The organism is Mesobacillus sp. MER 48 (genome assembly GCF_023714225.1).
Lineage (GTDB): Bacteria > Bacillota > Bacilli > Bacillales > Cytobacillaceae > Mesobacillus > Mesobacillus oceanisediminis_A.
The window spans coordinates 233,883-256,125 of sequence record NZ_JAMAUR010000002.1 but is presented as its reverse complement, the minus strand read 5'-3'; the positions used below and the strand labels follow the sequence as shown (position 1 = coordinate 256,125).

Here is a 22,243-nt window from a genome sequence, read left to right as displayed (position 1 = left end):
GGTGTCAATTGTAAGGGATAAATTCATAAGAAAGCTGGCACATTAATAAAATGGCGTGGACAGTTTCCACGCCATTTCCTATGTCATTTTCTATGTCATTTTGGTCCTATGCACCTCAAAACGGAACGGTTTAGAAAAGCCCTGTGGCGGTTTTTTTGAATGAGATAATAGAACCATCACTCTGGTTGTGCCCACATCTCTTCCGGATTCAGTTCGTAAATCCCATTTTCGCGATACATATAGTGATTGATGATGAATTCACGCCTGATTGTAGCATAGTCCTCGTAAAACTTTTTAATATATTCGTTCAACTCTTTTTCCGGGTATTTTTTACCCGCTTTTAAACCACGGATCATGTATTCAAAAATCATCAGCCTTTTCTTCCGCTGGGCCGGAATATTTTTTAATTTACCGTCTTTTGTCATGAAATTCTCAATGACCTTCTGCCTTTCGATATTCTGATCGAGCAATGCTTCCACCTCCTCTTCCTTTTTCATGATTAACTTGCCAAGCGACTTGGTCTGCTGCTTGATGACCGACTCGTTCAAATGGAAATAGATTGTGTTCTTATCCCGGCGCTCAATGATGACATTGACATCACGCAGTTTTTTTATATGATGTGTGATTGTGGGCGGCGTGAGGCCTAATTTGCCAGCGATCGCCTGGCCATGAAGCGGCCCGCGGGCCAGCAGCGCAACAATTCTTATCCTTGTAGGGTCGCCCATTGCTTTATGAAAAGCGACAATTCTATCCAGCTGAATGATAATCCCTCCATTATTTCATGATCATCTAATTAGGTATACATCTAATATATAGCATCTTCCGTTATTTGAAAAGCTCTTTTCATTTTCACTTATTTCACATTGCTCATTATGGTTTAAACAGAGTGATTTTCTTCCAAAACTGGCGAAGCCCTATCTTGATAAAATTCTGAGAGACTGTCGCTCAACAAGATCAAAAAAACGCCTGATTATCATTCAATCAGGCGTTCCTTCAGTGATTGGCAAATACAGATGGAAAGTAGTTCCGTGTCCCAGTTCGCTTTCTACTTCAATCGTTCCTCCATGTTCTTCAATAATTTTGAAACTAACCATTAGTCCCAGGCCAGTTCCTCTTTCTTTTGTTGTGTAAAATGGTTCCCCAAGCTTCTCAATTTTATCAGCAGGGATTCCCTCTCCCTCATCCTTGATTGAAATATGTATCTTGTTCCCTGGTGCCTTGCTGATTTCAATATATACGAATCCGCCTTTTGGCATGACTTCAATGGCATTTTTTATGATATTGATAAATACTTTTTTCAACTGATTCGGTTCACAAAAGAGATTGGGTAAACTGTCGTCATAAATCGTCCTGAATTGAACGTCATGGAGGACTGCCTGTGCTGTCAGAAGGTCAACGGTCTCCTTCATTATTTTCGAAATATCTTCTTTGACATACTTAATGGCCTGCGGCTTGGCAAGGATGAGGAACTCATTTATGATCGAGTCTATCCTCTGGAGTTCTGATTTGATCACCTGGAAATAAAGGGAATACTTATCACCCGAGCTGTTCTCAAGAAGCTGGATGAATCCTTTGAGCGCAGTCATTGGATTCCGGATTTCATGAGCTATCCCAGCTGCCAGCTCCCCTAATATATTCAAAGTGTCGGATTTTCGGAGCTGTGCTTCCATTTCGACTTTTTCAGTGATATTCCTGAAGATAATCAAATTCAGGGTGTCGACCAGATGCCGTTTGACCGTGTATTCAAAATGCTTCAACCTGCCATCTTCATATGGGATGGTAATCCTTCCATCCAGCCTTCCTTTTCGCATCAGTTCTTCAATCTTGTCATCAATCAGGGCTTCGGATAATCCAAGGCTAAGGAAAAGCTTCCTGAAATTTTCTTCTTCCAGGTCTTCTGGCTTCAATCCAAGCTTCGCCATGCCGGAAGGGTTGATTTCATAGTGTTTGCAATTTTCATCCCAGAGAATCATGCCCTCGATTGACCCCTCAAAGATTTTCCTGAACCTCTCTTCGCTCTTGCGTATTTCCTGTTCCATTCGGAATCGATCACTTGCATCCCGCACAATCGTCATATGGTACCCGTCACCAGCATTTAGCTTGACGGTAAATTCAAGAAGCCGTTTCTCCCCGCTTGGCAGCAAGAAGAACGCTTCCTCACGCAGCGCGCCTTTTTCTTTGATGATTTTTTTCATTTCGCTATATTTCTCATCTTTTTGATAAATAAAATCCGAGATTTTATGTTTCACTAATTCATCCAGAGTAAGGCCAAAAATTTTGCAGGTCGCTTGATTTGCTGCAATGATCTGTCCAGATGTCCCCCAAAACACAATGCCGTCAAGCGCTTCGCGGAATAAGCTTTTTAATAAGCCTCCGTCATCGAGAAATCTTTCATCTAAATTTGTTTGGCTGGCATCTGGTTCCACATCGAATGAACAATCAGCGGCTGCTTGCTGGTCTTTTACCATCTCTTTTAAAAAGGAATTTTCTTTTTCTAAAGCGGCTATTTTTCCCTTCAGTGCCTTAATATCATCCCGTCCATTAGCACTACTCACCAGAAAGCCTCCTTGTCGGATTCCCATTTTTCTAGTAAATTCTACATTGATGTTGAAAATCCCTTTAATTTCGTGATTATTTCCTGCTTATTTACAAGACTTTTTGGCAGACACTGTTGAAAAAAAAAGCCGGGAATCCCCGGCTTCTTAAATTCTTATAAATATTCGTTTTCGTGCTTTGCCTTAAGGCGCTGCCATCTTTTTTCAACTTCTTCTTCGAATTCAACAAGCATGTCTTTGTTTTCTTCTTTTAACAAATGCTTTGTTTTTCCCATATATTTTAGCCAGTCTGACAGATGGATTTTCTTGTTTTTCGCTTCAGGGTCATATGTTATATTCGTGATTCCCTGCTCCACTTCATAAAGCGGGAAGAAGTTGGAATTGACTGCTGCTTCAACGATCGTCTGTCCATAGCGATCTTCGGACTTCCAGTTAAGCGGACAAGTGATCAGAAGCTTGCCATACACAGTTCCAACATTCTGGGCATACCATTGTGCCTTCGCTGCCTTTTTCAAAAGATCCTGAGGGAATGCCTCTGTACCCGTGAAGACATAAGGTATATTGGTTGAAGCCATGATTTGTGCAGTATCCTTATGGTGGAACGCCTTTCCTTTTTGGGCCTTTCCTACATTCGATGTGCTGGTCATATGGCCAAATGGAGTGGAATATGAAAGCTGCGAACCTGTATTCATATATCCCTCGTTATCATATTCAAGCATGATCAGTTTATGGCCGCGCAGCGCTGTTCCGATTGCCGATCCCATACCGATGTCCATGCCGCCATCTCCGGTTACCATAACAAATGTGGCATCTGCTGACACTTCGATTTCACCGCGGCGCTTCAATTCAAGGAATGCCTCCAGTGTCCCTGACAGTGTTGCTGCCCCGTTCTGGAACAGATTATGGATCGTCGTCTGTTTATGGGATGTGTGAGGATATGCTGTTGTAACAACATACGCACAGCCCGTCTGGAACAGGATGACAAGATCTCCTTCTATGCCTTTGAAGAACATTTCAAGTCCGCCAAAAATACCGCAGCCAGGACATGCACCATGGCCTGAGGCAATCCGTTTTGGCTTTGAAGTCAGCGCCCTTAATGGCGGAATTTTAACATTCAGTTTGTTTTTCTCTTCATCCCTAGTTACCTGGATGAGTCCTGATTTATACACATCACCATGCTGAGGTTCAATGACAGTCTTCAATGTTTTATCGGGTTCGCCAGGAATATGTCCGTAGTAGTCGAAAGGTTTTTCGGCGTAGCCTTTTTCCATAGCATCCATCGCCAGAGCAAAAAATGCTTCAGCATCATCTGCATAAAAGTCCTTGCCGCCCAAGCCGAACACCCTGCTCTGGACGATGGTTCCATTGTTCCTGTCTTCCTGAAGCGCGGACTTGATTTCGTGCGTCAGGTTCGGGCCATGTCCGCCGTAAGAATCTGCTCTTTCCCCAACAAGAAGGGATTTCACATTCTTTAAAGCTTCCCTGATTTCCTGAGCAGGGAATGGACGGATAATGTTAGGGCTAATGACGCCTGCCTTGATTCCTTGCTCCCTCAGTCTGTCTACAACATCCTTGGCAGATTCTGCAGCTGAGTTCAAAAGAAACAGCGCTACTTCCGCATCCTCCATTTTATAGAGATCGAGAATGTCATAATTGCGGCCTGACAGTTTTGCATACTCTGCAGCCACTTCCTTATAAACATCTTTCGCTCTGTATATTGCTTCTGATTGCTGGAAGTGGTTGTTGATCAAGTCGTCGCCATTCATGTGCGCACCAATCGTCAACGGCTTCTTAGGATCTCGCGCGAAATTGTATTCAGTCGGTGCCTCTCCAACAAATTTTTGGACGACTGCACGATCCTTGAAATAATTCACTTTCCGCTTTTGATGTGATGTGAAGAAGCCATCATAGGCAACCATCACCGGCAGGCGGACATCGGAATGCTCAGCTATTTTCAGCGCCATGATATTCATATCATAAACCGCCTGAGGCGTTCTCGCTGTCAGGATCACCCACCCGGTATTCAAGGCAAAATACAAATCTGAATGGTCGCCGCGAATATCAAGCGGACCGCTGATTGAGCGTGTGACCAGGTTCAGTACCATCGGATACCGTGTGCCGGATTGGACCGGAAGCTGTTCAAGCATGTACATCAATCCATTCGCGCTTGTTGCGTTGAACACGCGCGCTCCCGTTGCAGCAGCTCCATAGCAGATTCCCGCGGAACCATGCTCGCCATCAGCAGGGATCAACTTGATATCATGCTCTCCCCTTGCTTTCATCATGTCCAGATACTGGGCGACTTCTGTTGAAGGGGTGATTGGAAAATAGCCCATGATATGATAATTGATCTGAGCTGCAGCCATTGCCGCCATTTCATTTCCCGATTCAAAAGTGGCCACCTGCTCTGCTGTGCTCATTGCTTTTATATTCTCTTCAAGAATGGACATTAAGAAACCCCTCCAGTCACATAAGGATAGTTTTGTTTTACTTGATTTTCCTCAGCATAGCCGATCATTTCCCTCAGTTCGCTTAATGCTGATGTAGGACATGCCTCGACACATTTCAGGCATCCTTTGCAATATTGGTAGTCGATTCCCTTCAGGAACATTTGCTTTCTTCCGCGCTTATCTTCGCCTTCTTCCCAGACAAAGCAATAATCAGGACATGCAGTGTCACATGCCGCGCAGTTGATACAGTCTGCCTGGTTGAATTGCGGCACGAATCCCTGTCTGGAACCGCTTAAATCTTTGAGAATGCTGTTTGCCTGGGCAGTAATGACTCCGCCAAGACCCTGTGTTTCATAGCCTAGCAGCGGTATTGGACGCTTGAAATCTTTGCCCTGTGCTCCTTCTTCAAGTTCGTATGTCTTGAATTGGACCTCATTATAGCCCCTTTCGAATGTTCGAATGTTTGGTTCTACCAAATGAGGATATTTCTTTTCGAAAGTTTTACGGATTACATGTTTCATTGCTTCAGGATCAAGAAAGTCAATAATGCGGTACAAAGCTCCAAGCATCGCAGTATTCACCTTCGTTTTTTCCTCGACGGCAATCGAAAGTGCATCGACAATCGCGAGTGTTCCATATTCGAGCTGAAGGTCTTGTTTGATATCATCAAAATCCCTTGTTGAGTTAACGAGCAGGATTCCATCCGGGCGCAAGCCGCTGACAACGTCAACCGTTTTGTAAAGCGCTTCATGGAAGACACCAACAACATGCGGCTCTTCTATCGGACTATGGACCCTGATTTCAGTATCTGGATCACAGAACCGGACAAAACTTTTTACCGGCGAGCCTTTTTTCTCGGAACCATATGAAGAAAAGTTGGAACCATTCAGCCCAAGACCAAGAACTCCTGCTTCGGCAAGCATCTTTCCGGCAAGGTTGGCGCCAAGCCCCCCAATCGATTCAAGCCTTATCTCATAAAACCCTAATTCATTCTTCTTCGGTAAGATAGACATAATCTCCCTCCCCAATTTTGTTGTTAAGGTAATTGAATGTGAACATTCCCCACTTTTAATTTTATAGATAACAAGATCATTAAGCTGTGACATATATCAAACATTTGAATTTTTTTATTAGAACACACCCAAAAATTATTCACTTAATCCGTATGCTATAATGGATTCCTTTTATATAACAGAGATGAAATTGTATTAATACAGCACTTAACCCTGATTCAGGAAACGATTCCTGAACCAGGAACCAGTTCCTTAATTTTGAGCAAATAGCCTGGTTTGTCTTTGTCCTGAAAAGGGTAAATATAGGTGAGTATTTTTTGGGGGTCTCTAATTAAGGGAGGAAATATGAAGAAGCGAGATTACTACTTTGACAATGCCAAGTTCATCTTGATTTTTTTCGTCGTATTTGGCCATCTTTTGCGCTCGTTCATTGAAGACAATGAAATGATCTACAATATTTATAAAGTCATATATACATTCCATATGCCAGCCTTCATCCTGGTTTCAGGCTTTTTTGCAAGAGGCTTCAACAAAAAGGGTTATGTAATGAAAATAGCCAAGAAATTGATTCTGCCATATTTCATTTTCCAGCTCATCTATTCAATTTTTTACTATTTTCTATACAGCAAATCGACCTTTACGATCGATCCGCTGAATCCGCACTGGTCATTATGGTTCTTGATCAGCCTGTTCTGCTGGAACCTTATGTTGATTGGTTTTGCAAAGCTTAGCGCACCTACAGGTCTTTTGATTGCTTTTGGCTTGGGGCTCGGTGTAGGCTATGTTGACTGGATATCCAATTATTTGAGTCTATCCAGGACATTCGTATACTTTCCATTGTTCCTGCTGGGATACCATTTAACGAAGGACCATATTAAAACATTGACAAGGCCTTCGTTTAAAATTGGCGCGCTCATTTCATTCACAGTCGTTTTTTTAGGATTCTACTTCAATCCGGATATTGACTATAAATGGCTTCTTGGATCAAAGCCCTATTCTATGATGGAAGCTGCAACGATTTCAAGCATGTTTACTCGCTTAAGCTTTTACCTGTTAAGTCTGCTGATGGTATTTAGCTTCTTGACAATCGTGCCTAAAAAGCAATATTTCTTTACTGATCTTGGGAAAAATACACTTTATGTGTATTTACTGCATGGTTTTTTTGTCCGAGTTTTCCGCGAAAGTGAGGTCCAGGACTTTTTCCACAGTCCCGAACGTTTTATCCTGCTCGCATTCATCGCCCTGGTGCTGACTCTCTTGCTGTCAAGCAAATATGCGGCCGCATTCGCCCAGCCGCTAATCGAGTTCAAGACATCAAGAATCAACCGCCTTAAAACCAGGATTGGAGCCATCGTCCGCTTTTATCGCAGAAAAATGTTGAGCCAGTAGATATGACTAGAAAAAGAGCCATTCATCGAGAATGGCTCTTTCCTTTTCTTCAACAGGATTCAGCCTGTCTTTTTTGTCTAAACTGAGCTATAATTGGAAGTTGACTTGTTGTGGATTTTTATAAAGGAGATTTTAAAATGAATATCGTCTTAACAACGCTAAACGCGAAGTATATACACACGAACCTTGCCATCAGATATCTTAAAGCATATGCTCAGCCGGAATATGATGCGACCATTGCTGAATATACAATAAAGGATCCCGTAATCAATATAGTGTCAGATCTGATCCAAAAGAAACCTGATGTAATTGGTTTCAGCTGCTATATTTGGAACATCGAAGAAACCATTAAAGTCATTAAAATGATCAAGAAAATCAATCCGGACATCCTAATTGTCGTGGGAGGCCCGGAGGTTACCTATGATGTCCTGGAATGGATGGAAAAAGTGCCTGATTTTGACGTGATTGTCATAGGTGAGGGTGAACAGACATTAAAGCAGCTTCTGGCAGGTTTTTCAAACGGACGTGACTTTTCAGAAGTACATGGCATCGCCTACCGGAATGAAGGAGGCATCCAGCTGAACCCTCAGCGCAATAAGCTTGACTTAAAAGACCTCCCCTCTCCCTATCGCTTCGAAGAGGATGCTGACCATCTTTCAAAAAGGGTAACTTATGTTGAAACAAGCCGCGGCTGTCCATTCAGCTGCCAATTTTGCCTCTCATCCATTGAAGTCGGTGTCCGTTACTTTGATAGGGAGAAGATTAAGGATGATATCCGCTATTTAATGGCAAATGGTGCGAAGACCATTAAGTTCGTGGACAGGACTTTCAATATTAGCCGGAGTTACGCAATGGAAATGTTCCGTTTCCTCATTGACGAGCATCTCCCTGGTACGGTGTTCCAATTCGAAATCACTGCCGACATCATGCGGCCCGAGGTGATCGCTTTCCTGAACGAGGAGGCACCTGCCGGCTTGTTCCGCTTTGAGATTGGGGTCCAGTCAACGAATGATTATACAAATGAACTGGTCATGAGAAAACAAAATTTCGATAAACTGAAACGGACTGTCACCATGGTCAAGGAAGGCGGCAAGATCGACCAGCACCTTGATTTGATTGCAGGTTTACCTGAAGAGGATTATCATTCCTTCAAAAAAACCTTCAATGATGTATTTGCGATGAGACCGGAAGAATTGCAGCTTGGATTCCTGAAGATGCTCAGAGGGACTGGATTAAGGCTGAGAGCCGCAGACCATGATTATGTCTATATGGACCATTCGCCATATGAAATCCTCGGGAATAATGTACTTGATTTTAATGACATCATTAAGATCAAACAGGTTGAGGATGTGCTTGAGAAGTATTGGAATGACCACAGGATGGATAATACAGTCGAATTCCTGGTTACAAAGGTTTTTCCATCCCCATTCGATTTCTTCCAGGAATTCGGCTCATACTGGGAAACAAAAGGATGGTCGAGGATTGGCCACCAGCTTGAGGACTTATTTAAAAGACTTTACCAGTTCCTGCAGGAAAAAGGTGTGGAGCACCTTGAGCAAATTGTCAGTTTGATGAAATACGACTATCTCGCCAGCATGAAATACAAGCCCCGAAAGCCATGGTGGGAGCTGTCATCTGATAAGAAGCAGCGATCTGATTTATATAGAGAAATCATTAAGAATCCTGGGGCCCTTGGCCAGGAGTTCATGAATTTGAAGCTTAATGAAAAGGATCTGTACAAACATACCCTGCTAGAAGATATCACAATCAATCTGGATTTACTGATCAAAGATGGAACAATAGAGGATTCACCGTCACATATCCTTGTCTATTTTGATTCCAAGTCAGAAAAACCTCAATTTTTTTCCATTAAAAAGGAAGATCTTAAGCCGGCTTGATTCAGCCGGCTTTCTTTATTTGCAGTCCTTTTCAGCTTTATGTTTCGCCTTTTTACCAGCAAACGGCTGTTCATAAAACTTTCCCGCATTAATATCGCCAAATTCCATGCCGAACTCAACGTTCAAAGGCTTCTGGTGACGCGCCTCATGCTTTTTCATCATGCTCTTCCTTTCCTGCCCTGCTTTGAATTCCTGTTCGCAAATTTCCCCGGATCTTCACCATGAGCAAATTCAGCAGAAAATTCACTTTCCTGAAGATTTTTCTTAGGCGTGTTTGTATATTTAGCCACTGCATTTCTTTCTGCCTTCCGTTTAGCCATTCTGAACACCTCCATCCTTTATTTTTTTCAATCGGTGATTTGCTATGTACAGTTTTGATTACCTTATTTTACAAACGGAACTGTCTTATAAAAAGCGGCATACAACAAAAGATAAACTCAAAAAGGAGGAGCAGAAATGGCGAAAAAAGATCCTGAGCTGAAACCAATGGATATTGAGGAAACATTGCCCCATCAAATCAACGCTCCAAGCTTCAAGGATACCGGGATAGAAATGAAAGCACCATTTAAGAATGAGCACGGTGTCATTATCGGAGACAGTCTTTACGCTTCTGAGGATTCACCGCTGGAAAATTGGTCGGATGAGACGGATCCGGCCGTCATGGCTGGCGACGAATGGGTCCATCCTACCAATGACATTGGCTGGAACACAGCAGAAAACAGGGAGCTTCTCGAGGAAAAGAGAAAACCACAGGGCTATCCATTCATGCATCCAACAAAAGATGTTAGCAAGGGACAAGATTAAAAAAATCCGGGAATTCTCCCGGATTTTTACATTTATCCAATAATCACACGTTCCTTAGGATAACCGATGCTTTCCTTGGTCGTTTTGCCGCCGATAATCAGCAGGAAGGAAATGACTCCTACTCTTCCGATGAACATCAGGATGATCAGAATCAATTTGCCGATATTTGAGAGATCAGGTGTGATTCCCATCGATAATCCTGTGGTCCCAAATGCTGATGCTACTTCAAAGATAATCGCCAGCAATTCATGGTCCTCTGTCACCATCATGATAATGACAGCAAGAAAACAAATCATGACTGCCATAATTGAAACAACCAGGGATTTGATAATATCATCCTGGTGCAGTTCCCTGTTGAAGATCTTGATTGCTCTTCTTCCTCGGGCAAAATGATAAAGGAACAAGAGGTTCAGTGCAAAAGTAGTCGTACGGATTCCACCGCCAACAGAGCTTGGTGAAGCACCTATAAACATCAGGGCTGCCATCAGGAATAGTGTCGGGTCTGTAAAATCATTGACATCCATAGTCGCCATACCGCCACTTCTTGTTGTCGCCGATTGAAAAAATGCATAAAAGAACGAATCAAGCCAAGACTTATCTGAGAAGAAATGGTTGAATTCCAGACCCCAAATAGCGATTGTTCCGAAAATCAAGAGAATGAGAAACGTCAGTGTAGTGATCTTCAGGAAAAGTGAAAAATGAAATGGTGTACTCTTTTTTCTCCTGAAAAGAAAACTTTTCAATTCTATCAGCACAGGGAAACCAATTGCCCCTAGTGTAATCAAGAGAATATTGATTATCACCACAAAATAATCCTGGGCGTACGGAATCAAAGAGGCTCCTGTAATATCGAAACCTGCATTGGTTGTAGCACTTACGGATGCAAACAAACCGTGGAGAAAAGCTTCCTGCCATGTTGGGAAGTATTGAAGAAAATACAACCCTAACAATAATGCACCGACTAACTCGATAATGACAATAATGACCAGAATATCCTTCAGCATTTTTACTAGTCCGGACATACTGGTCTGGTTCTGATCCATCATAATCAGCCTGCGTTCTTTCAAGCCAATTTTCTTCCTGATGATCAGCCAGAAAAAGGTGCCAAGCGCCATGACGCCTATACCGCCAAACTGTAGCACAAACATAAGGATAAAGATTCCTGTAACAGTGAAGGTGTCGTGAAGTATGACAACCGAAAGCCCTGTGACACTGACAGCACTTGCTGCAGTGAACAAAGCGTCCATAAAAGTCCATTTTGCACCGGGCTGTATGGCAACTGGCAAGCTCAATAGAATCATTGAGACAATTACCGCAATTAAATAATACGCCACAATGATTTGTGCCGGAGCTAATTTGTCTAATCTTCTTCTAATATTAGTCCACATGATTGAATCCTTTCTGGCCTAATTCATTATTATCTATGATAAAGAAAACCAATTGATTAATAAAGTGTTTTCTGCAGTTACCTTGATATTGTACATTTCCGGAAAACTTTATCCAAAATATTAAAAGTTACCATTCATGTTCTCACCAGGATTGACAAAACTATCGTTACAGAGAAATGATCTCTGTAATCGACTCAAAGGAGATGACGGCATGGCTCGAAATTCAAATAAATTGCTTGTGCCTGGTGTGGAACAATTTATGGACCAGGTTAAATATGAGATTGCACAGGAATTCGGTGTAAGCCTCGGTTCTGATACTGTTTCAAGAGCGAATGGTTCAGTTGGAGGAGAAATCACCAAGCGTTTAGTTCAGCAGGCTCAGGCCCAGCTTTCTGGACAAAGACAAGAATAAATCAATCAATTCCTCAGCAATATCATCTTGGCTAAAACTGAATATTGACATGGAAAAAGTCCGGAATCATGTTCCGGACTTTTAAAATTCTCTATTTTTTGCCTGAGTTGTCTTTTGTGGTGTTCCCTGCGTTTCCTCTTCGGCCATTATTGTGGTTTTGATTCTTGTTCGTTTTTTTTTCTTGTTTGTAAGTTTGTCCGCTTTGATCAGGCTTAGTTCTCCCATTATTAGCATGATTGTTATTTGAGTGGCTATTGCTGTTCAATACGGCATTATTTTTCTCATTCTTTATATCAGGAGCTGGATTCCTTCGCGGTTCTGAATTTGAATTGCCTTTTGGAGGCTCCGGCTTTTCTTTCTTTACCTGGCCGGGTGCTTCCTTCTTTTTTTGCTCCGGCTCCGGTTCCTGCCTTACAGGCTGTTGGACTGGCTCCTTCTTCTCTTTCTTCGGCTCGGCTTTCTTTTCTTTTTCAACCGGCTTTGCAGCAGGATTCGGTGCAGCAGATTTTTGCTTCTCTTTATACACACCAGTTGTAACACCCTGCTTAACAGCCTTCTCCCTGTCTTCATTTGTTGCTTCCATTAACTTAAGGTTCAGGTCTTCATCAGTTGTTGTCTTCTTAATTTCAGCAATTTTTTGTTCCAATTTCTGGTCCACTGATTTTCTTGCCTTTGTATTATGGACAGTAGCAATGACGACTTCATTCTTATTGTTGAAATATCCCTGGGCTTCGATTTTATCAAGGATCATCTCTGCAACAAGGGCGGCATCTTTCTTCTTCCAGCCCTCAATTTCTGTGATAATTTCTTTCCCCTCAGGATTGTACCCTTTCATTTGAAGAACCTTCAAATCATCATTGACCGCCAATTCAATGCTCGGGTTCACATCTATGGACATATATGCGTATACCTGTCCGTCCTGGTATACCGGCAGGATCGCGGCCATAACGAGCATAAGCGCTGCAGCCAGCATAATTGACCTTGCCTTAAGACTAGTTAAAACTGAAACGTCGAACTTTTTTCTCTTTACTGTTTCCGATTCTGGAAAAAAGTGAATTTCTTCTCCAACCTGATAGTCTTGCTGAAGCTTTCGGGCGCGCAAAAACTCGCCTTCGGGGGTCAACAATGTTAGGTATAGCTCATTGATTTCAAGGATTACTCCTTTTCTCATGTCTCCAACACCCCTTTAATATAATCCTTTAAAAACACATAATCCCCAATTAAAATAAGTGCAATTGCAATAATATATTTTCTGTTTCTCTCTATAGTTTTTCTGCTGACTTTGACCATTTCTTCCAGTTGCTTGATTGGCAATCGTTTTTTCTCAAGCAGCAAGCCCTTCAATTCTTCATTTTCTACCATCGCCTTCGCGACGAGCATGGCATTTTTCCGGGCATCAGCATGCTTTGGTGATTGCTCCAGTAAGTCCTGGAATGACAAATCAAATTCAGATAATATCGTTTGGAATTGGATGATTTCTTCTCTTCTCAGTTCCTGTTCTGTCTTTTTACGGAACTCATCAAGTGAAAGTTCATCTTCAAGTGTTGACCGATGCTGCTCTTCCTCATTTGGGTCATTAGCGATATTAAAGCTCAGGTTTTGATTCCTGCTCTGCTGGCGGATATAATCAATTACCCTACGCTTGATCATTACTTCTGCAAAACTTAACAAGGAATTCCCTTTTTCGGATGAATATTTCTGGATTGCCTCATTAAAGGCGATGAGGCCAATGCTAAATTCATCGTCAGACTCATGTATGTACCTCTTGCAGACAGACGAAACAGTCTTGGCAATAAAAGGTTTGTAAGAATCAATTAATTCTTCTCTAAGTGCAGCATCCCCCTGGTGGATTTTCTCAACGGTTTCTTCCAGCGGCCTGCGCTTTTTCTTTGCCATGAACAATAAACTTAGCAATAGCCTCACCTCTTTTCCTCCACACATTATATCATATCTGTCAATTTCTCTATTGTGGTTAGGCAGGGAAAAGATAGCCGTTACTGGCTATCTTTTCGAGTCTATTGTTCAAAACGATATTAATTTTTGTCGTTCCCTTTTCCGTGGCCATTGCCGTGTTGTGCTTTGTTTTGTGGTTTCTTTTCTTCTTTCTTCCCTTGTTTAGCCTGGTGCTTTTCTTCTTTCTTAACTTGCTTTGCCTGACGCTTTTCTTCTTTCACCTGCTGCTTCGCTTCTTTACGCTCTTGTTTCACAGCAGCCTTTTCAGCTTTACGCTCTTGCTTGGCTTTTTCTTTTTCCGCCTTTACAGGAGCAGCGACTACTGAATCATCATCCACAGGCATTGTCTCTTCAGAATTTGCCGCTTCATCTTCAATCTCAGGTGTTTCATCTGCAGGCAGGAGGTCTGGCTCAACCACTGGTTCTAATTCAACAGGTTCAGCAGTTTCTTCTTCCTCTGCTGGTTTCTCACCATACTTTTCTTCTATTTTAGCCAATTTCTTTGCCATCTTGGCGTATGTCTTATCAATATTCTTTTGAAGCTGTGCTTTTGCATTTTCATTGCCGACATGTTCCATAGCCGCTTTTAATGCAATGATATTCTGCCTTAGCATTCCTTCGATTTCCTCAAAAGGATCTACACTTACAGCTTCTTCGCCTTCATTTTCAACCGCTTCTTCTTCAGTGGCTTCGTCTGTCTCTTCTTCAGTTTGCTCAACAGCATCCGAATCGTCAGCTGGTTCCCCTTCTTCAGCAGACTCAGCTTCTGTACCTTCACCATCTTCTTCAGAAACTTTGCCGTCTTCAGCAGCTATTTCTTCTTCTGTTGAGGTTTCCTCGTCAACGATGTCCTGAGAGGTTTCCATATATTGAACTGCCGCTTCAATCACTTTAAGCGCTTCTTCTTCTTTTCCTTCTGCGAACAATGCACTAGCCTCAGCTAGGCGTTCAGATGCATATGTAGCGAGCAATTCTGCTTCTTCAGCCTGATCAAATGTAAAAGCAAGCCTGATTTTCTCCAAGACTATTTTGGTAAAGTAGAAGAAGTCCCCAGGAATCAACGTTGGATTGATTTCTTCTAATTCTTCTACCTGAGATTTTGCATCTTCAATTTCTTCCGGGCTGATATTTTGCAGTTCTACTGTCTCAAGCTCAGAATGGTTTTCTTCTGCCATTGCAATTGGAGAAAAAGTGAACGTTCCAGCAAGCACTAAAGCTAGAGTACTCTTTGCGATTTTCTTCATCTCTTGGTTAGATAGTTTTTTCATTCTCTGTTCACCTCATGTGTTTTTAAGAGCGGCCGCTTTAATCACTAAATGGTTACGTTTGCACTTGGGGGGTTATGGGGGTTTTATAAAAAAAATAAAAAATTCCAGCCTGTAATCGACCGGAATTATCCCTTCATTGTTTTATCATTGATTTTTTAAAAACCGGGCAGGATTAGTATGTAGATGGTTTATTCGCTATAGAACCTTAAAATCAGTTTCCTGATCATTAAACCGACCAGTACACCAGGAATGACGAACATCATCGGCAAAAACACAGGACCGGGAAAGATACCAAGAATGTTGATCTTGGGTGAGATCATCAAACCAACAGTCACAAAGTAGGCCGAAAAAACGAAAGGCAAAAACGTGATTTTTTCATCTTCCGGCATCACGCTCCTGTATGCATCCCACATGGCGAACATATATAGACAGGGGTAAAACATCAGCCACTGATAATCCATAACCTGCATGGCCATTCCCGTTTCACCAAGAAAGCTGTACATTATTCCTTTGTTAAAATTACTTTGCACGTTAACAAGGAACTCTAGTAAGACAAATAATATGCCCTTCACAAGATTGCCCGTCAGCAATTGGGCAAATCCAGGCAGTGCGATGCTCCACATTACCGCTTCTAGTTTGGTTAATTTCTTTTTTATCGCCACGACAGGTTTCATCCTTTAAACAATTTATTGGACTTTCAATATATGATTGCCCAAATTCCTTCAATTTCGAATTGGGTCTTTTTTATCCTTTTCGTTCTTCTACTTGTTTTAGATTGTCCAAATTGTGCCTTGAATTATCATTTTTCCAGATAATTGTTAAGAAATAATCTTAAATACCCGTTAATCCATATAAAATCTCCACTATAGCAAACAAAAATAAAAACCGTCCCTGGATAAGGAACGGCTAAACATTTATTTATTGCTTCTTAATAGTGAGAGATAGTTCTTTGCAAAGTTGACCCAATCTCTTTTTTCGGAAAAATAGCTCTTGAACAAGTTTAGGAATAAAGGATACTTTCCTTTATAAGGATACCATTGAATCTCTGATTTCATGAGTCCCTGGTCTTCCATGATCGCTTTTTCATGGCAAAAGATCCTCAACCCTGCTTCAGAATGGTATCGCCCAATGCCACTTTCCTTTGCACCTCCGAACGGGAGACCATGATTGGCTACGGTGATAATGACGTCATTGATGACGACAGCGCCGGACACCAGCCGGGACGCAACACGGCGCGCTTTTTCCTTATCCTTTGTCCATACACTCGCATTTAACCCAAAAGCAGTGCCATTAGCATAGGCAATCGCCTCTCCTTCCGTATCGAACGGGACCACAGGAAGCAAGGGGCCGAATGTCTCCTCCTGAATGATCTTCATATCCTGTTCAACATCCGTCACGACAGTTGGCGGCAGGAACATGCCTTCCTTCCAATCTTCCGGTTTAAGTCCAGTAGCCAATTTAGCTCCGCGCAGAAGTGCTTCATCCAGCTGCTCCTTCACCACGTTCTTCTGGGCTGGAAAAGTCATGGAACCTACATCATCATCGATGCCATCACCCTGTCTCAGTGAATGGACTTCACCTTTCAATTTCTCAAGAAATTCCCCATAAACTGTCCGTTCAACATATAGACGCTCAGCGCTCATACAAACCTGGCCGCTATTAGTAAAAGCACCCCAGACAGCAGCCTTCGCTGCCCGATCCAGGTTGGCATCCCCGAATACAACCATCGGGTCTTTCCCCCCAAGTTCCAGGGTAGTCGGAATTAAATCCTTAGCTGCCTGCTGCTGAATGATCTTTCCGGTGCGTACAGAGCCCGTGAAAAAGATATAATCCGGCTTGCCAGCAGTGAAAGCGGCGCCCACTTCTTTTCCTCCGTGGGCAACCTGTATTGTGCCATCAGGGAATCCCGAACGCTTGAACAGGTCTTCGATACATTTTCCGACTAGCGGGGTTACCTCTGAGGGTTTCAAAATAACAGAGTTCCCTCCTGCCAGCGCGCTTATCATAGGAACCATCGCCAGCTGAAGAGGATAATTCCATGGAGAGATTACGAGAACCACCCCACGAGGCATATACTCGATGAACGATTTCTTGCCGAATAGCAATAATGGTGTCTTTGCTTTTTGCCTGCCCAGGACCTTTTCAGCATGCCTGATGATGTGGTCGATCGCATCGAGTGTTGGCATAATGTCAGCCACAATAGCTTCGGTGAGCACCTTCCCTGTGTCATCAGAAATGACCCGCGCAATTTCGTCCATCTCATCTACCATCAATTGTTTTAGCTTTCTTAAAAAACCGATCCGCTGGGCGATTGGCAAAGTACTCCAACTGGCGACGGCCTTCCTTCCCCGTTCGTAAAAGTACGGCATTTCATGGACAGGCGTCTCTTCCATTTCAGCGATTATTTTTCCTGTAGCCGGTGCGGCAACCGGCATTCTCCGCACATCTTCAACTGAATGCATACTCATTCACCTGCCTATACTAATCAAGTATTTATATTATGTTTATCTGATAATGCGGCTTATGCTTATTCTCCCGGTAAAAGGCTGCCATTGCAGCAATCCCATCCCTGAAATCCGGACATACGATCCCTGAGTCTTTCAAGTCGTCCTGGGCCTGGGAAGAGTCAAATCGGCCCTTCCATGTAAAATAATCGAGCGCCTCCTTTTCAACACCAAGATACCTTCTCAAGCCCCTGAAATGAAGCCCTGCTTTAGCCAGGGACAAAGGCACCGAACCCACTGGCTGCTTCTTCAGCAATTCAAACATCATCATTTCATACAGCTCTGATACTTTGTAAGGTTTCGGATCAGTGAGATGATACGTTTTGCCTGACCCGATTTCTGCAAATGTTAAATAGGTGGTCGCTTCAATAATATAATCCACAGGAACCAGATTGACAACTGTTTCGCCCGTGCCAAGCTTAGGCAAGAAAGGCATGAAGCCAAGCCGGTCGATAAAATTCATGATGAAATATGGTCCATCAAATTTTATGGTTTCCCCTGTTTTTGAATGACCTTTAACGATTCCCGGCCTGATAATGGTGACCGGAATCTCTGACTTAAGCGAGTCTACCAGAACTTCAGCTTCATATTTAGTCTCCTCATAGAAGTTTTTGAATCCTGGTGGCTTTATTAATTCATCTTCATAAAGGATTCCCTCTCGTTTACCGGCAACATATGCTGTGCTGAAATACGTGTAGCGCTGGATATTTTTTAATTTTTCCACCCATTCATTCACATTCCTGGTCCCCTCAACATTCACCCGGTAAGCGATATCCTTAGGAACTGCCAGATCATATATAGCTGCAAGGTGGAAGACATGGGTGACGGTATTCTCAAGTTGATCAGCCTTTTCCGGAACTATGTCCAGACCTGAAACCGTTATGTCACCTGTTATAATCTCAAATTGACTTTCATCAAGGTTAAGATCCCCAACAATTGAAGCCCTTTCAGCCTCTGCCTTATCAGCCATAGAAGGCAATACCAGGACATAAACTGTCCCTTTCCCTTCATTTCTCCGTAATACTTCCCTAATCAATTGATTGCTGATGAATCCTGGAAAGCCAGTGAAAAAATATCCGTATTCCATGAACGTCCTCCTAAACACAGTAATTAGCTATATTTTATCGATAAGCGCTTACATCCGCAATCACTTTGCTGACTATTCTGAAAAATACGATGAATAACGGGTATGATTTTTGATTGAAGTCCCTTTTTTATCGTGAAGTTCACACGCCACTAAAAAATGCCTGGCTGATTTCTGCCAGGCATCACGTTTTATCTTCTTCTTCTAAAATCTTGAGTTGAATCTTCTTCTTTGATCTGTTGGAGAAGTTCCTCCAGCATACCTGTCATCTCTTCCTTCGAGTATTTCCCTTTTAGGAAGGATTCTGTCCGCTGCTCCACTCCTGTTTCATATTCAGGATCTATATGCTCTTTCAGCAGATAAGCTGGTACAAGATGGCCATCTGGTGTTGCATACATTTTATTTCTTCTGCGATAATCCCTGTCAAAAAAGCTGTAGACAACCGGTATCACGAACAGTGTCAGGAACGTACTGCTGATCAAACCGCCAATAACAGTGATCCCCATTGGCTGATTGATTTCGGTACCTTCGCCAATTCCAAGTGCGAGCGGAATCAAACCAAGAATCGTAGTTAAAGCCGTCATCAGGATTGGACGTGCGCGGTCTTTTACCGACAGAACAATCGCCTCATGCGGATTCAAACCGCGCTCCTTCTTCTGATTGATGTAATCGACAATCACAATCGCGTTGTTCACTACAATCCCTGCAAGGACAATAATACCGATAATTACGGTTAAGCTGACTGGAGTTTGCGTTGCGGTCAATGCAATGGCAACTCCAATTACCATCAACGGCACAGTGAACATGATGACAAATGGATACTTCAATGATTCGAACTGCGCAGCCATGACAAGATAAATCAGGATGATTGCAAGAACGAAAGCTAGAAGCAAGTCATCAATTGAAGATTCGAGGAGTTCTCTGTCCCCACTGAATACAATCTCGGTTTCATCAGGCAAATCAAGCTCTTCTATCTTTTTATCCACTTGTTTGGACATATCTCCAAGATTCGTTGAAGACTTGTATTTCATTGTGAATTCAACTGCACCCTGCTGATTGATTCTCTGGATTTTAACAGGTCCGCTGCCCGTTTCAATATTGGCAATCTGGCCAAGTGAAACATAGTTGCCATCAGGCTTCTTGATCAGCAGTTTCTTTAGATTATCGATATTCTGGGTTACATTGCGGTCATATTCCACAAAAACACCGAGAATCTCTTCATCCTCTCCAGGCATTTGGGTCGCCATATCCCCTCTTGTCACATTGTTGACCACCATCGCAACTTGCGCTGGTGCAAGACCCTGTGCGAGAGCCTTTTCCCTGTCAACAGTGATCTGGACTTCTTCGACAGTGTCATTTTGGCTCGTCGTCAATTCATTGACATCGTCCAAATCCTTCAGGGAATCATATATTTTTCCAACCGATTCATCCAGCCTTTTTTCACTGGAATCACGAACATTGAATGTAAGTGTATTAGGAGCAGAACCTGATGTGGACTGGAGATTGAAACTCAGCTCGGCACTGCTGTTTGCCTCAGCTGCAGCTTGCTCAAGTTCTTTTTTTACATCATCGACAAACTGGAAGGTGCTGATTTCTCTTTCCTCCAGCTCATCCATTTTTACATACAATTCCCCGATATTCGTGTTTGTAGTACCTCTGAAGGAGGCCTCCTGGGTTGTTCCGACCAGACTTACGTATACATCTACATCTTCTTCATCTTTCAACTTATCTTCCAACGCTGACAAAACCTTTTCGGTCTCTGTCAAAGCTGATCCATTTTCAAGATTAACCCTGATGCTGAAGAAGCCCTCATCTGTAGGCGGGATGAACTGCGTACCGACCGTCGTCACTCCATAAGCGCCTCCGGCAAGCATCAGCAGTGTGATCAGAATGACGGCAAAACGATGACGCAGAGCCCACCTGACTGATTTCTCAAGTCCTCTCATCGAGCTGGAGCGCTGCCTTCTCGCTTCAATATTTTTCTTAGGCGCCTTCAGCAGCCTGCTTGCCAGCATCGGGACAACTGTCAAAGCGACAACCAATGATGCAAACAAACTGAATGAAATCGTCAATGCAAACTCTGTGAACAGTTCCCCTATGATTCCGGATATGAATACAACCGGCAAGAACACGGCAACTGTCGTCAAAGTCGAAGCAGTAATTGCAGCACCAACTTCCCTGGAACCATCCCTGGCAGCGGTTTTCGAATCCTTGCCCATTGACAGATGCCGGTAAATATTTTCAATGACGACAATGGCATTATCCACGAGCATCCCGATTCCGAGAGCCAGGCCGCCAAGCGTCATGATATTCAATGTAAAGTCAGCGAAAAACATCAATACGAACGTAAAAATAACAGAATAAGGAATAGCAATCCCGATGATGAGCGGACTCTTCACATTTCTCAGGAAGAAGAACAGCACCAGCATCGCCAATAGGCCTCCGACAATAAGCGAGTTTGAAATATTGCCGATCGCCAGTTTTATATAATCGCCCTGGTCAAAGAGTACATCAGACTTGATTCCAGCGTATTTATCTCTCTCAAGCAAGGTTTCAAGCTCATCAAGGAACGCTTTTGATACTGCTGCCGTATTCGCATCAGACTGCTGAAGGACACTCAGCAGCACTGACGGAGTCTGATTCGTCCTTGTGATCGTCCGGTCATCCTGTTTTTGCAGTTCGACGTTTCCGACATCATCCAGGGTCACCTTTTGTTTGGTCACCGGATTGGTGAACACCGTCAGATTCTTCAATGTATCCAGCGAATCCAGAGTACTGATGACCCTCGTGGTCAGTTCTTTGCCGTCGGTCAAAATCGTATCTCCTGGCATCGAGACATCATTCGCTCTGATTAGATCGACAATGTCCGACTGACTCAGCTTATAATCCCTCAACTTTTCCTGGTCCAGTTTCACCCTCACTTCACGTACGGATGTGCCCGATAAATTGATGCTTGCAACCCCCTCAACCTTGGTGAGTTCCAATTCGAGCTCTTCCGCAAGTTCTCTTAACGCCGATTCATCCTTTCCAGAGCTTAGTGATAGCTGGATGATAGGGAATTGAGACGGGTCAAACTTCATGAACCTTGGCTTGTTCGCATCGTCCGGAATAGGCGTCATATCCAGCCTTTGGATGACCTCATCCTGTATATCATCAATATTGGTGGTCCATGAAAACTGCATCAGGATCAGGTTTGCACCCTCCTGGGAAGTCGATGTCATCGTTTTGATTCCCGGCAGTGTAGCCAGATTCGCCTCCAGCGGCTTCGTCACCTTCTCCATAACCTCTTCAGGACTTGCTCCCTGATAATTCGTCACCACCACACCAACAGGCGGATTTATATCCGGAATGAGCTTCAAAGGAATCCTCATCAATGAAACCACCCCGAGAATCAAGACCAAAAACATCGTAACCAATGTAAAAACAGGTCTCCTGATCGAAAAATTGCTGACTTTCATACGCTAACTCCTTTCGGCGGTAAAACCTTATGACTGACCGGACATTTTTTTAAAGATACCATACTTA

General features: G+C 43.0%; 18 protein-coding genes. 4 read left to right on the top strand and 14 right to left on the bottom strand.

The window, feature by feature from the left end; all coding sequences use genetic code 11:
- Positions 1-176: 176 nt before the first annotated feature.
- The 4 genes from M3593_RS07490 to M3593_RS07475 all read right to left on the bottom strand — a co-directional run bounded on the left by M3593_RS07490 (position 177) and on the right by M3593_RS07475 (position 6,018).
- Positions 177-761: a DUF2087 domain-containing protein gene (locus M3593_RS07490; protein ID WP_251542399.1), complete on the bottom strand. Its 585-nt coding sequence runs from the start codon at positions 759-761 to the stop codon at positions 177-179.
- Between the two features lie 216 nt (positions 762-977).
- Positions 978-2,555, bottom strand: coding sequence for a PAS domain-containing sensor histidine kinase (locus M3593_RS07485; protein WP_251542275.1), 1,578 nt, complete (start codon positions 2,553-2,555; stop codon positions 978-980).
- A gap of 155 nt (positions 2,556-2,710) precedes the next feature.
- Positions 2,711-5,005 carry a thiamine pyrophosphate-dependent enzyme gene (locus tag M3593_RS07480; RefSeq protein ID WP_144474665.1) on the bottom strand — a complete coding sequence of 765 codons (2,295 nt, stop codon included), beginning with the start codon at positions 5,003-5,005 and terminating at the stop codon, positions 2,711-2,713.
- On the bottom strand, positions 5,005-6,018 hold the full coding sequence (locus tag M3593_RS07475) for a 2-oxoacid:acceptor oxidoreductase family protein (RefSeq protein WP_144474664.1): 1,014 nt from the start codon (positions 6,016-6,018) through the stop codon (positions 5,005-5,007). Before M3593_RS07475 ends, M3593_RS07480 begins: the two co-directional genes overlap by 1 nt.
- Before the next feature lie 345 nt (positions 6,019-6,363).
- Here M3593_RS07475 and M3593_RS07470 point away from each other — a divergent pair, with 345 nt between their 5' ends.
- Both M3593_RS07470 and M3593_RS07465 read left to right on the top strand, forming a co-directional pair.
- Complete coding sequence (locus tag M3593_RS07470; RefSeq protein WP_251542276.1) at positions 6,364-7,407, top strand: acyltransferase family protein; 1,044 nt, start codon at positions 6,364-6,366, stop codon at positions 7,405-7,407.
- Positions 7,408-7,544: 137 nt separating this feature from the next.
- Complete coding sequence (locus tag M3593_RS07465; RefSeq protein WP_251542277.1) at positions 7,545-9,305, top strand: B12-binding domain-containing radical SAM protein; 1,761 nt, start codon at positions 7,545-7,547, stop codon at positions 9,303-9,305.
- A 15-nt stretch (positions 9,306-9,320) separates the two neighbouring features.
- Here the strand turns inward: M3593_RS07465 and M3593_RS07460 are convergent, their stop codons facing one another.
- Positions 9,321-9,467 carry a hypothetical protein gene (locus M3593_RS07460; protein WP_222125049.1) on the bottom strand — a complete coding sequence of 49 codons (147 nt, stop codon included), beginning with the start codon at positions 9,465-9,467 and terminating at the stop codon, positions 9,321-9,323.
- Positions 9,464-9,625, bottom strand: a complete 162-nt coding sequence (locus tag M3593_RS07455) for a hypothetical protein (RefSeq protein ID WP_186326636.1) — start codon at positions 9,623-9,625, stop codon at positions 9,464-9,466. The genes M3593_RS07460 and M3593_RS07455 overlap by 4 nt, the downstream gene beginning before the upstream one ends.
- Before the next feature lie 136 nt (positions 9,626-9,761).
- On the opposite strand from M3593_RS07455, the gene M3593_RS07450 reads away from it, so the two are divergent.
- On the top strand, positions 9,762-10,109 hold the full coding sequence (locus M3593_RS07450) for a DUF3905 domain-containing protein (RefSeq protein ID WP_144474661.1): 348 nt from the start codon (positions 9,762-9,764) through the stop codon (positions 10,107-10,109).
- A gap of 32 nt (positions 10,110-10,141) precedes the next feature.
- Here the strand turns inward: M3593_RS07450 and M3593_RS07445 are convergent, their stop codons facing one another.
- Complete coding sequence (locus M3593_RS07445) at positions 10,142-11,497, bottom strand: TrkH family potassium uptake protein (RefSeq protein WP_144474660.1); 1,356 nt, start codon at positions 11,495-11,497, stop codon at positions 10,142-10,144.
- Positions 11,498-11,708: 211 nt separating this feature from the next.
- On the opposite strand from M3593_RS07445, the gene M3593_RS07440 reads away from it, so the two are divergent.
- The gene (locus M3593_RS07440) at positions 11,709-11,909 is read left to right on the top strand and encodes an alpha/beta-type small acid-soluble spore protein (protein ID WP_144474659.1); all 201 of its coding nucleotides are present in this window, start codon (positions 11,709-11,711) and stop codon (positions 11,907-11,909) included.
- A 91-nt stretch (positions 11,910-12,000) separates the two neighbouring features.
- On the opposite strand, the gene M3593_RS07435 is transcribed toward M3593_RS07440, so the two are convergent.
- The 7 genes from M3593_RS07435 to M3593_RS07405 form a co-directional block, all read right to left on the bottom strand.
- Positions 12,001-13,080 carry an anti-sigma factor domain-containing protein gene (locus M3593_RS07435; RefSeq protein WP_144474658.1) on the bottom strand — a complete coding sequence of 360 codons (1,080 nt, stop codon included), beginning with the start codon at positions 13,078-13,080 and terminating at the stop codon, positions 12,001-12,003.
- On the bottom strand, positions 13,077-13,823 hold the full coding sequence (gene sigI, locus M3593_RS07430) for an RNA polymerase sigma factor SigI (protein WP_144474988.1): 747 nt from the start codon (positions 13,821-13,823) through the stop codon (positions 13,077-13,079). The genes M3593_RS07435 and sigI overlap by 4 nt, the downstream gene beginning before the upstream one ends.
- A gap of 119 nt (positions 13,824-13,942) precedes the next feature.
- Positions 13,943-15,130, bottom strand: a complete 1,188-nt coding sequence (locus M3593_RS07425; RefSeq protein WP_251542278.1) for a DUF5667 domain-containing protein — start codon at positions 15,128-15,130, stop codon at positions 13,943-13,945.
- A 188-nt stretch (positions 15,131-15,318) separates the two neighbouring features.
- Positions 15,319-15,753, bottom strand: a complete 435-nt coding sequence (locus M3593_RS07420) for a hypothetical protein (protein ID WP_251542401.1) — start codon at positions 15,751-15,753, stop codon at positions 15,319-15,321.
- 291 nt (positions 15,754-16,044) lie between these two features.
- Positions 16,045-17,592, bottom strand: coding sequence for an aldehyde dehydrogenase family protein (locus M3593_RS07415; protein WP_251542279.1), 1,548 nt, complete (start codon positions 17,590-17,592; stop codon positions 16,045-16,047).
- 31 nt (positions 17,593-17,623) lie between these two features.
- Positions 17,624-18,721, bottom strand: coding sequence for an SDR family oxidoreductase (locus M3593_RS07410; RefSeq protein ID WP_251542280.1), 1,098 nt, complete (start codon positions 18,719-18,721; stop codon positions 17,624-17,626).
- 188 nt (positions 18,722-18,909) lie between these two features.
- Positions 18,910-22,176 carry an efflux RND transporter permease subunit gene (locus tag M3593_RS07405; RefSeq protein ID WP_251542281.1) on the bottom strand — a complete coding sequence of 1,089 codons (3,267 nt, stop codon included), beginning with the start codon at positions 22,174-22,176 and terminating at the stop codon, positions 18,910-18,912.
- Positions 22,177-22,243 lie beyond the last annotated feature (67 nt).

What these genes read in the sequence shown, in the direction of transcription:
- M3593_RS07480 (WP_144474665.1), bottom strand. Translation starts at nt 5,005, where the DNA reads ATGTCCATTCTTGAAGAGAATATAAAAGCAATGAGCACAGCAGAGCAG.
- M3593_RS07475 (WP_144474664.1), bottom strand. Translation starts at nt 6,018, where the DNA reads ATGTCTATCTTACCGAAGAAGAATGAATTAGGGTTTTATGAGATAAGG.
- M3593_RS07470 (WP_251542276.1), top strand. Translation starts at nt 6,364, where the DNA reads ATGAAGAAGCGAGATTACTACTTTGACAATGCCAAGTTCATCTTGATT.
- M3593_RS07465 (WP_251542277.1), top strand. Translation starts at nt 7,545, where the DNA reads ATGAATATCGTCTTAACAACGCTAAACGCGAAGTATATACACACGAAC.
- M3593_RS07460 (WP_222125049.1), bottom strand. Translation starts at nt 9,467, where the DNA reads ATGATGAAAAAGCATGAGGCGCGTCACCAGAAGCCTTTGAACGTTGAG.
- M3593_RS07455 (WP_186326636.1), bottom strand. Translation starts at nt 9,625, where the DNA reads ATGGCTAAACGGAAGGCAGAAAGAAATGCAGTGGCTAAATATACAAAC.
- M3593_RS07450 (WP_144474661.1), top strand. Translation starts at nt 9,762, where the DNA reads ATGGCGAAAAAAGATCCTGAGCTGAAACCAATGGATATTGAGGAAACA.
- M3593_RS07445 (WP_144474660.1), bottom strand. Translation starts at nt 11,497, where the DNA reads ATGTGGACTAATATTAGAAGAAGATTAGACAAATTAGCTCCGGCACAA.
- M3593_RS07440 (WP_144474659.1), top strand. Translation starts at nt 11,709, where the DNA reads ATGGCTCGAAATTCAAATAAATTGCTTGTGCCTGGTGTGGAACAATTT.
- M3593_RS07435 (WP_144474658.1), bottom strand. Translation starts at nt 13,080, where the DNA reads ATGAGAAAAGGAGTAATCCTTGAAATCAATGAGCTATACCTAACATTG.
- M3593_RS07425 (WP_251542278.1), bottom strand. Translation starts at nt 15,130, where the DNA reads ATGAAAAAACTATCTAACCAAGAGATGAAGAAAATCGCAAAGAGTACT.
- M3593_RS07420 (WP_251542401.1), bottom strand. Translation starts at nt 15,753, where the DNA reads ATGTGGAGCATCGCACTGCCTGGATTTGCCCAATTGCTGACGGGCAAT.
- M3593_RS07415 (WP_251542279.1), bottom strand. Translation starts at nt 17,592, where the DNA reads ATGCATTCAGTTGAAGATGTGCGGAGAATGCCGGTTGCCGCACCGGCT.
- M3593_RS07410 (WP_251542280.1), bottom strand. Translation starts at nt 18,721, where the DNA reads ATGGAATACGGATATTTTTTCACTGGCTTTCCAGGATTCATCAGCAAT.
- M3593_RS07405 (WP_251542281.1), bottom strand. Translation starts at nt 22,176, where the DNA reads ATGAAAGTCAGCAATTTTTCGATCAGGAGACCTGTTTTTACATTGGTT.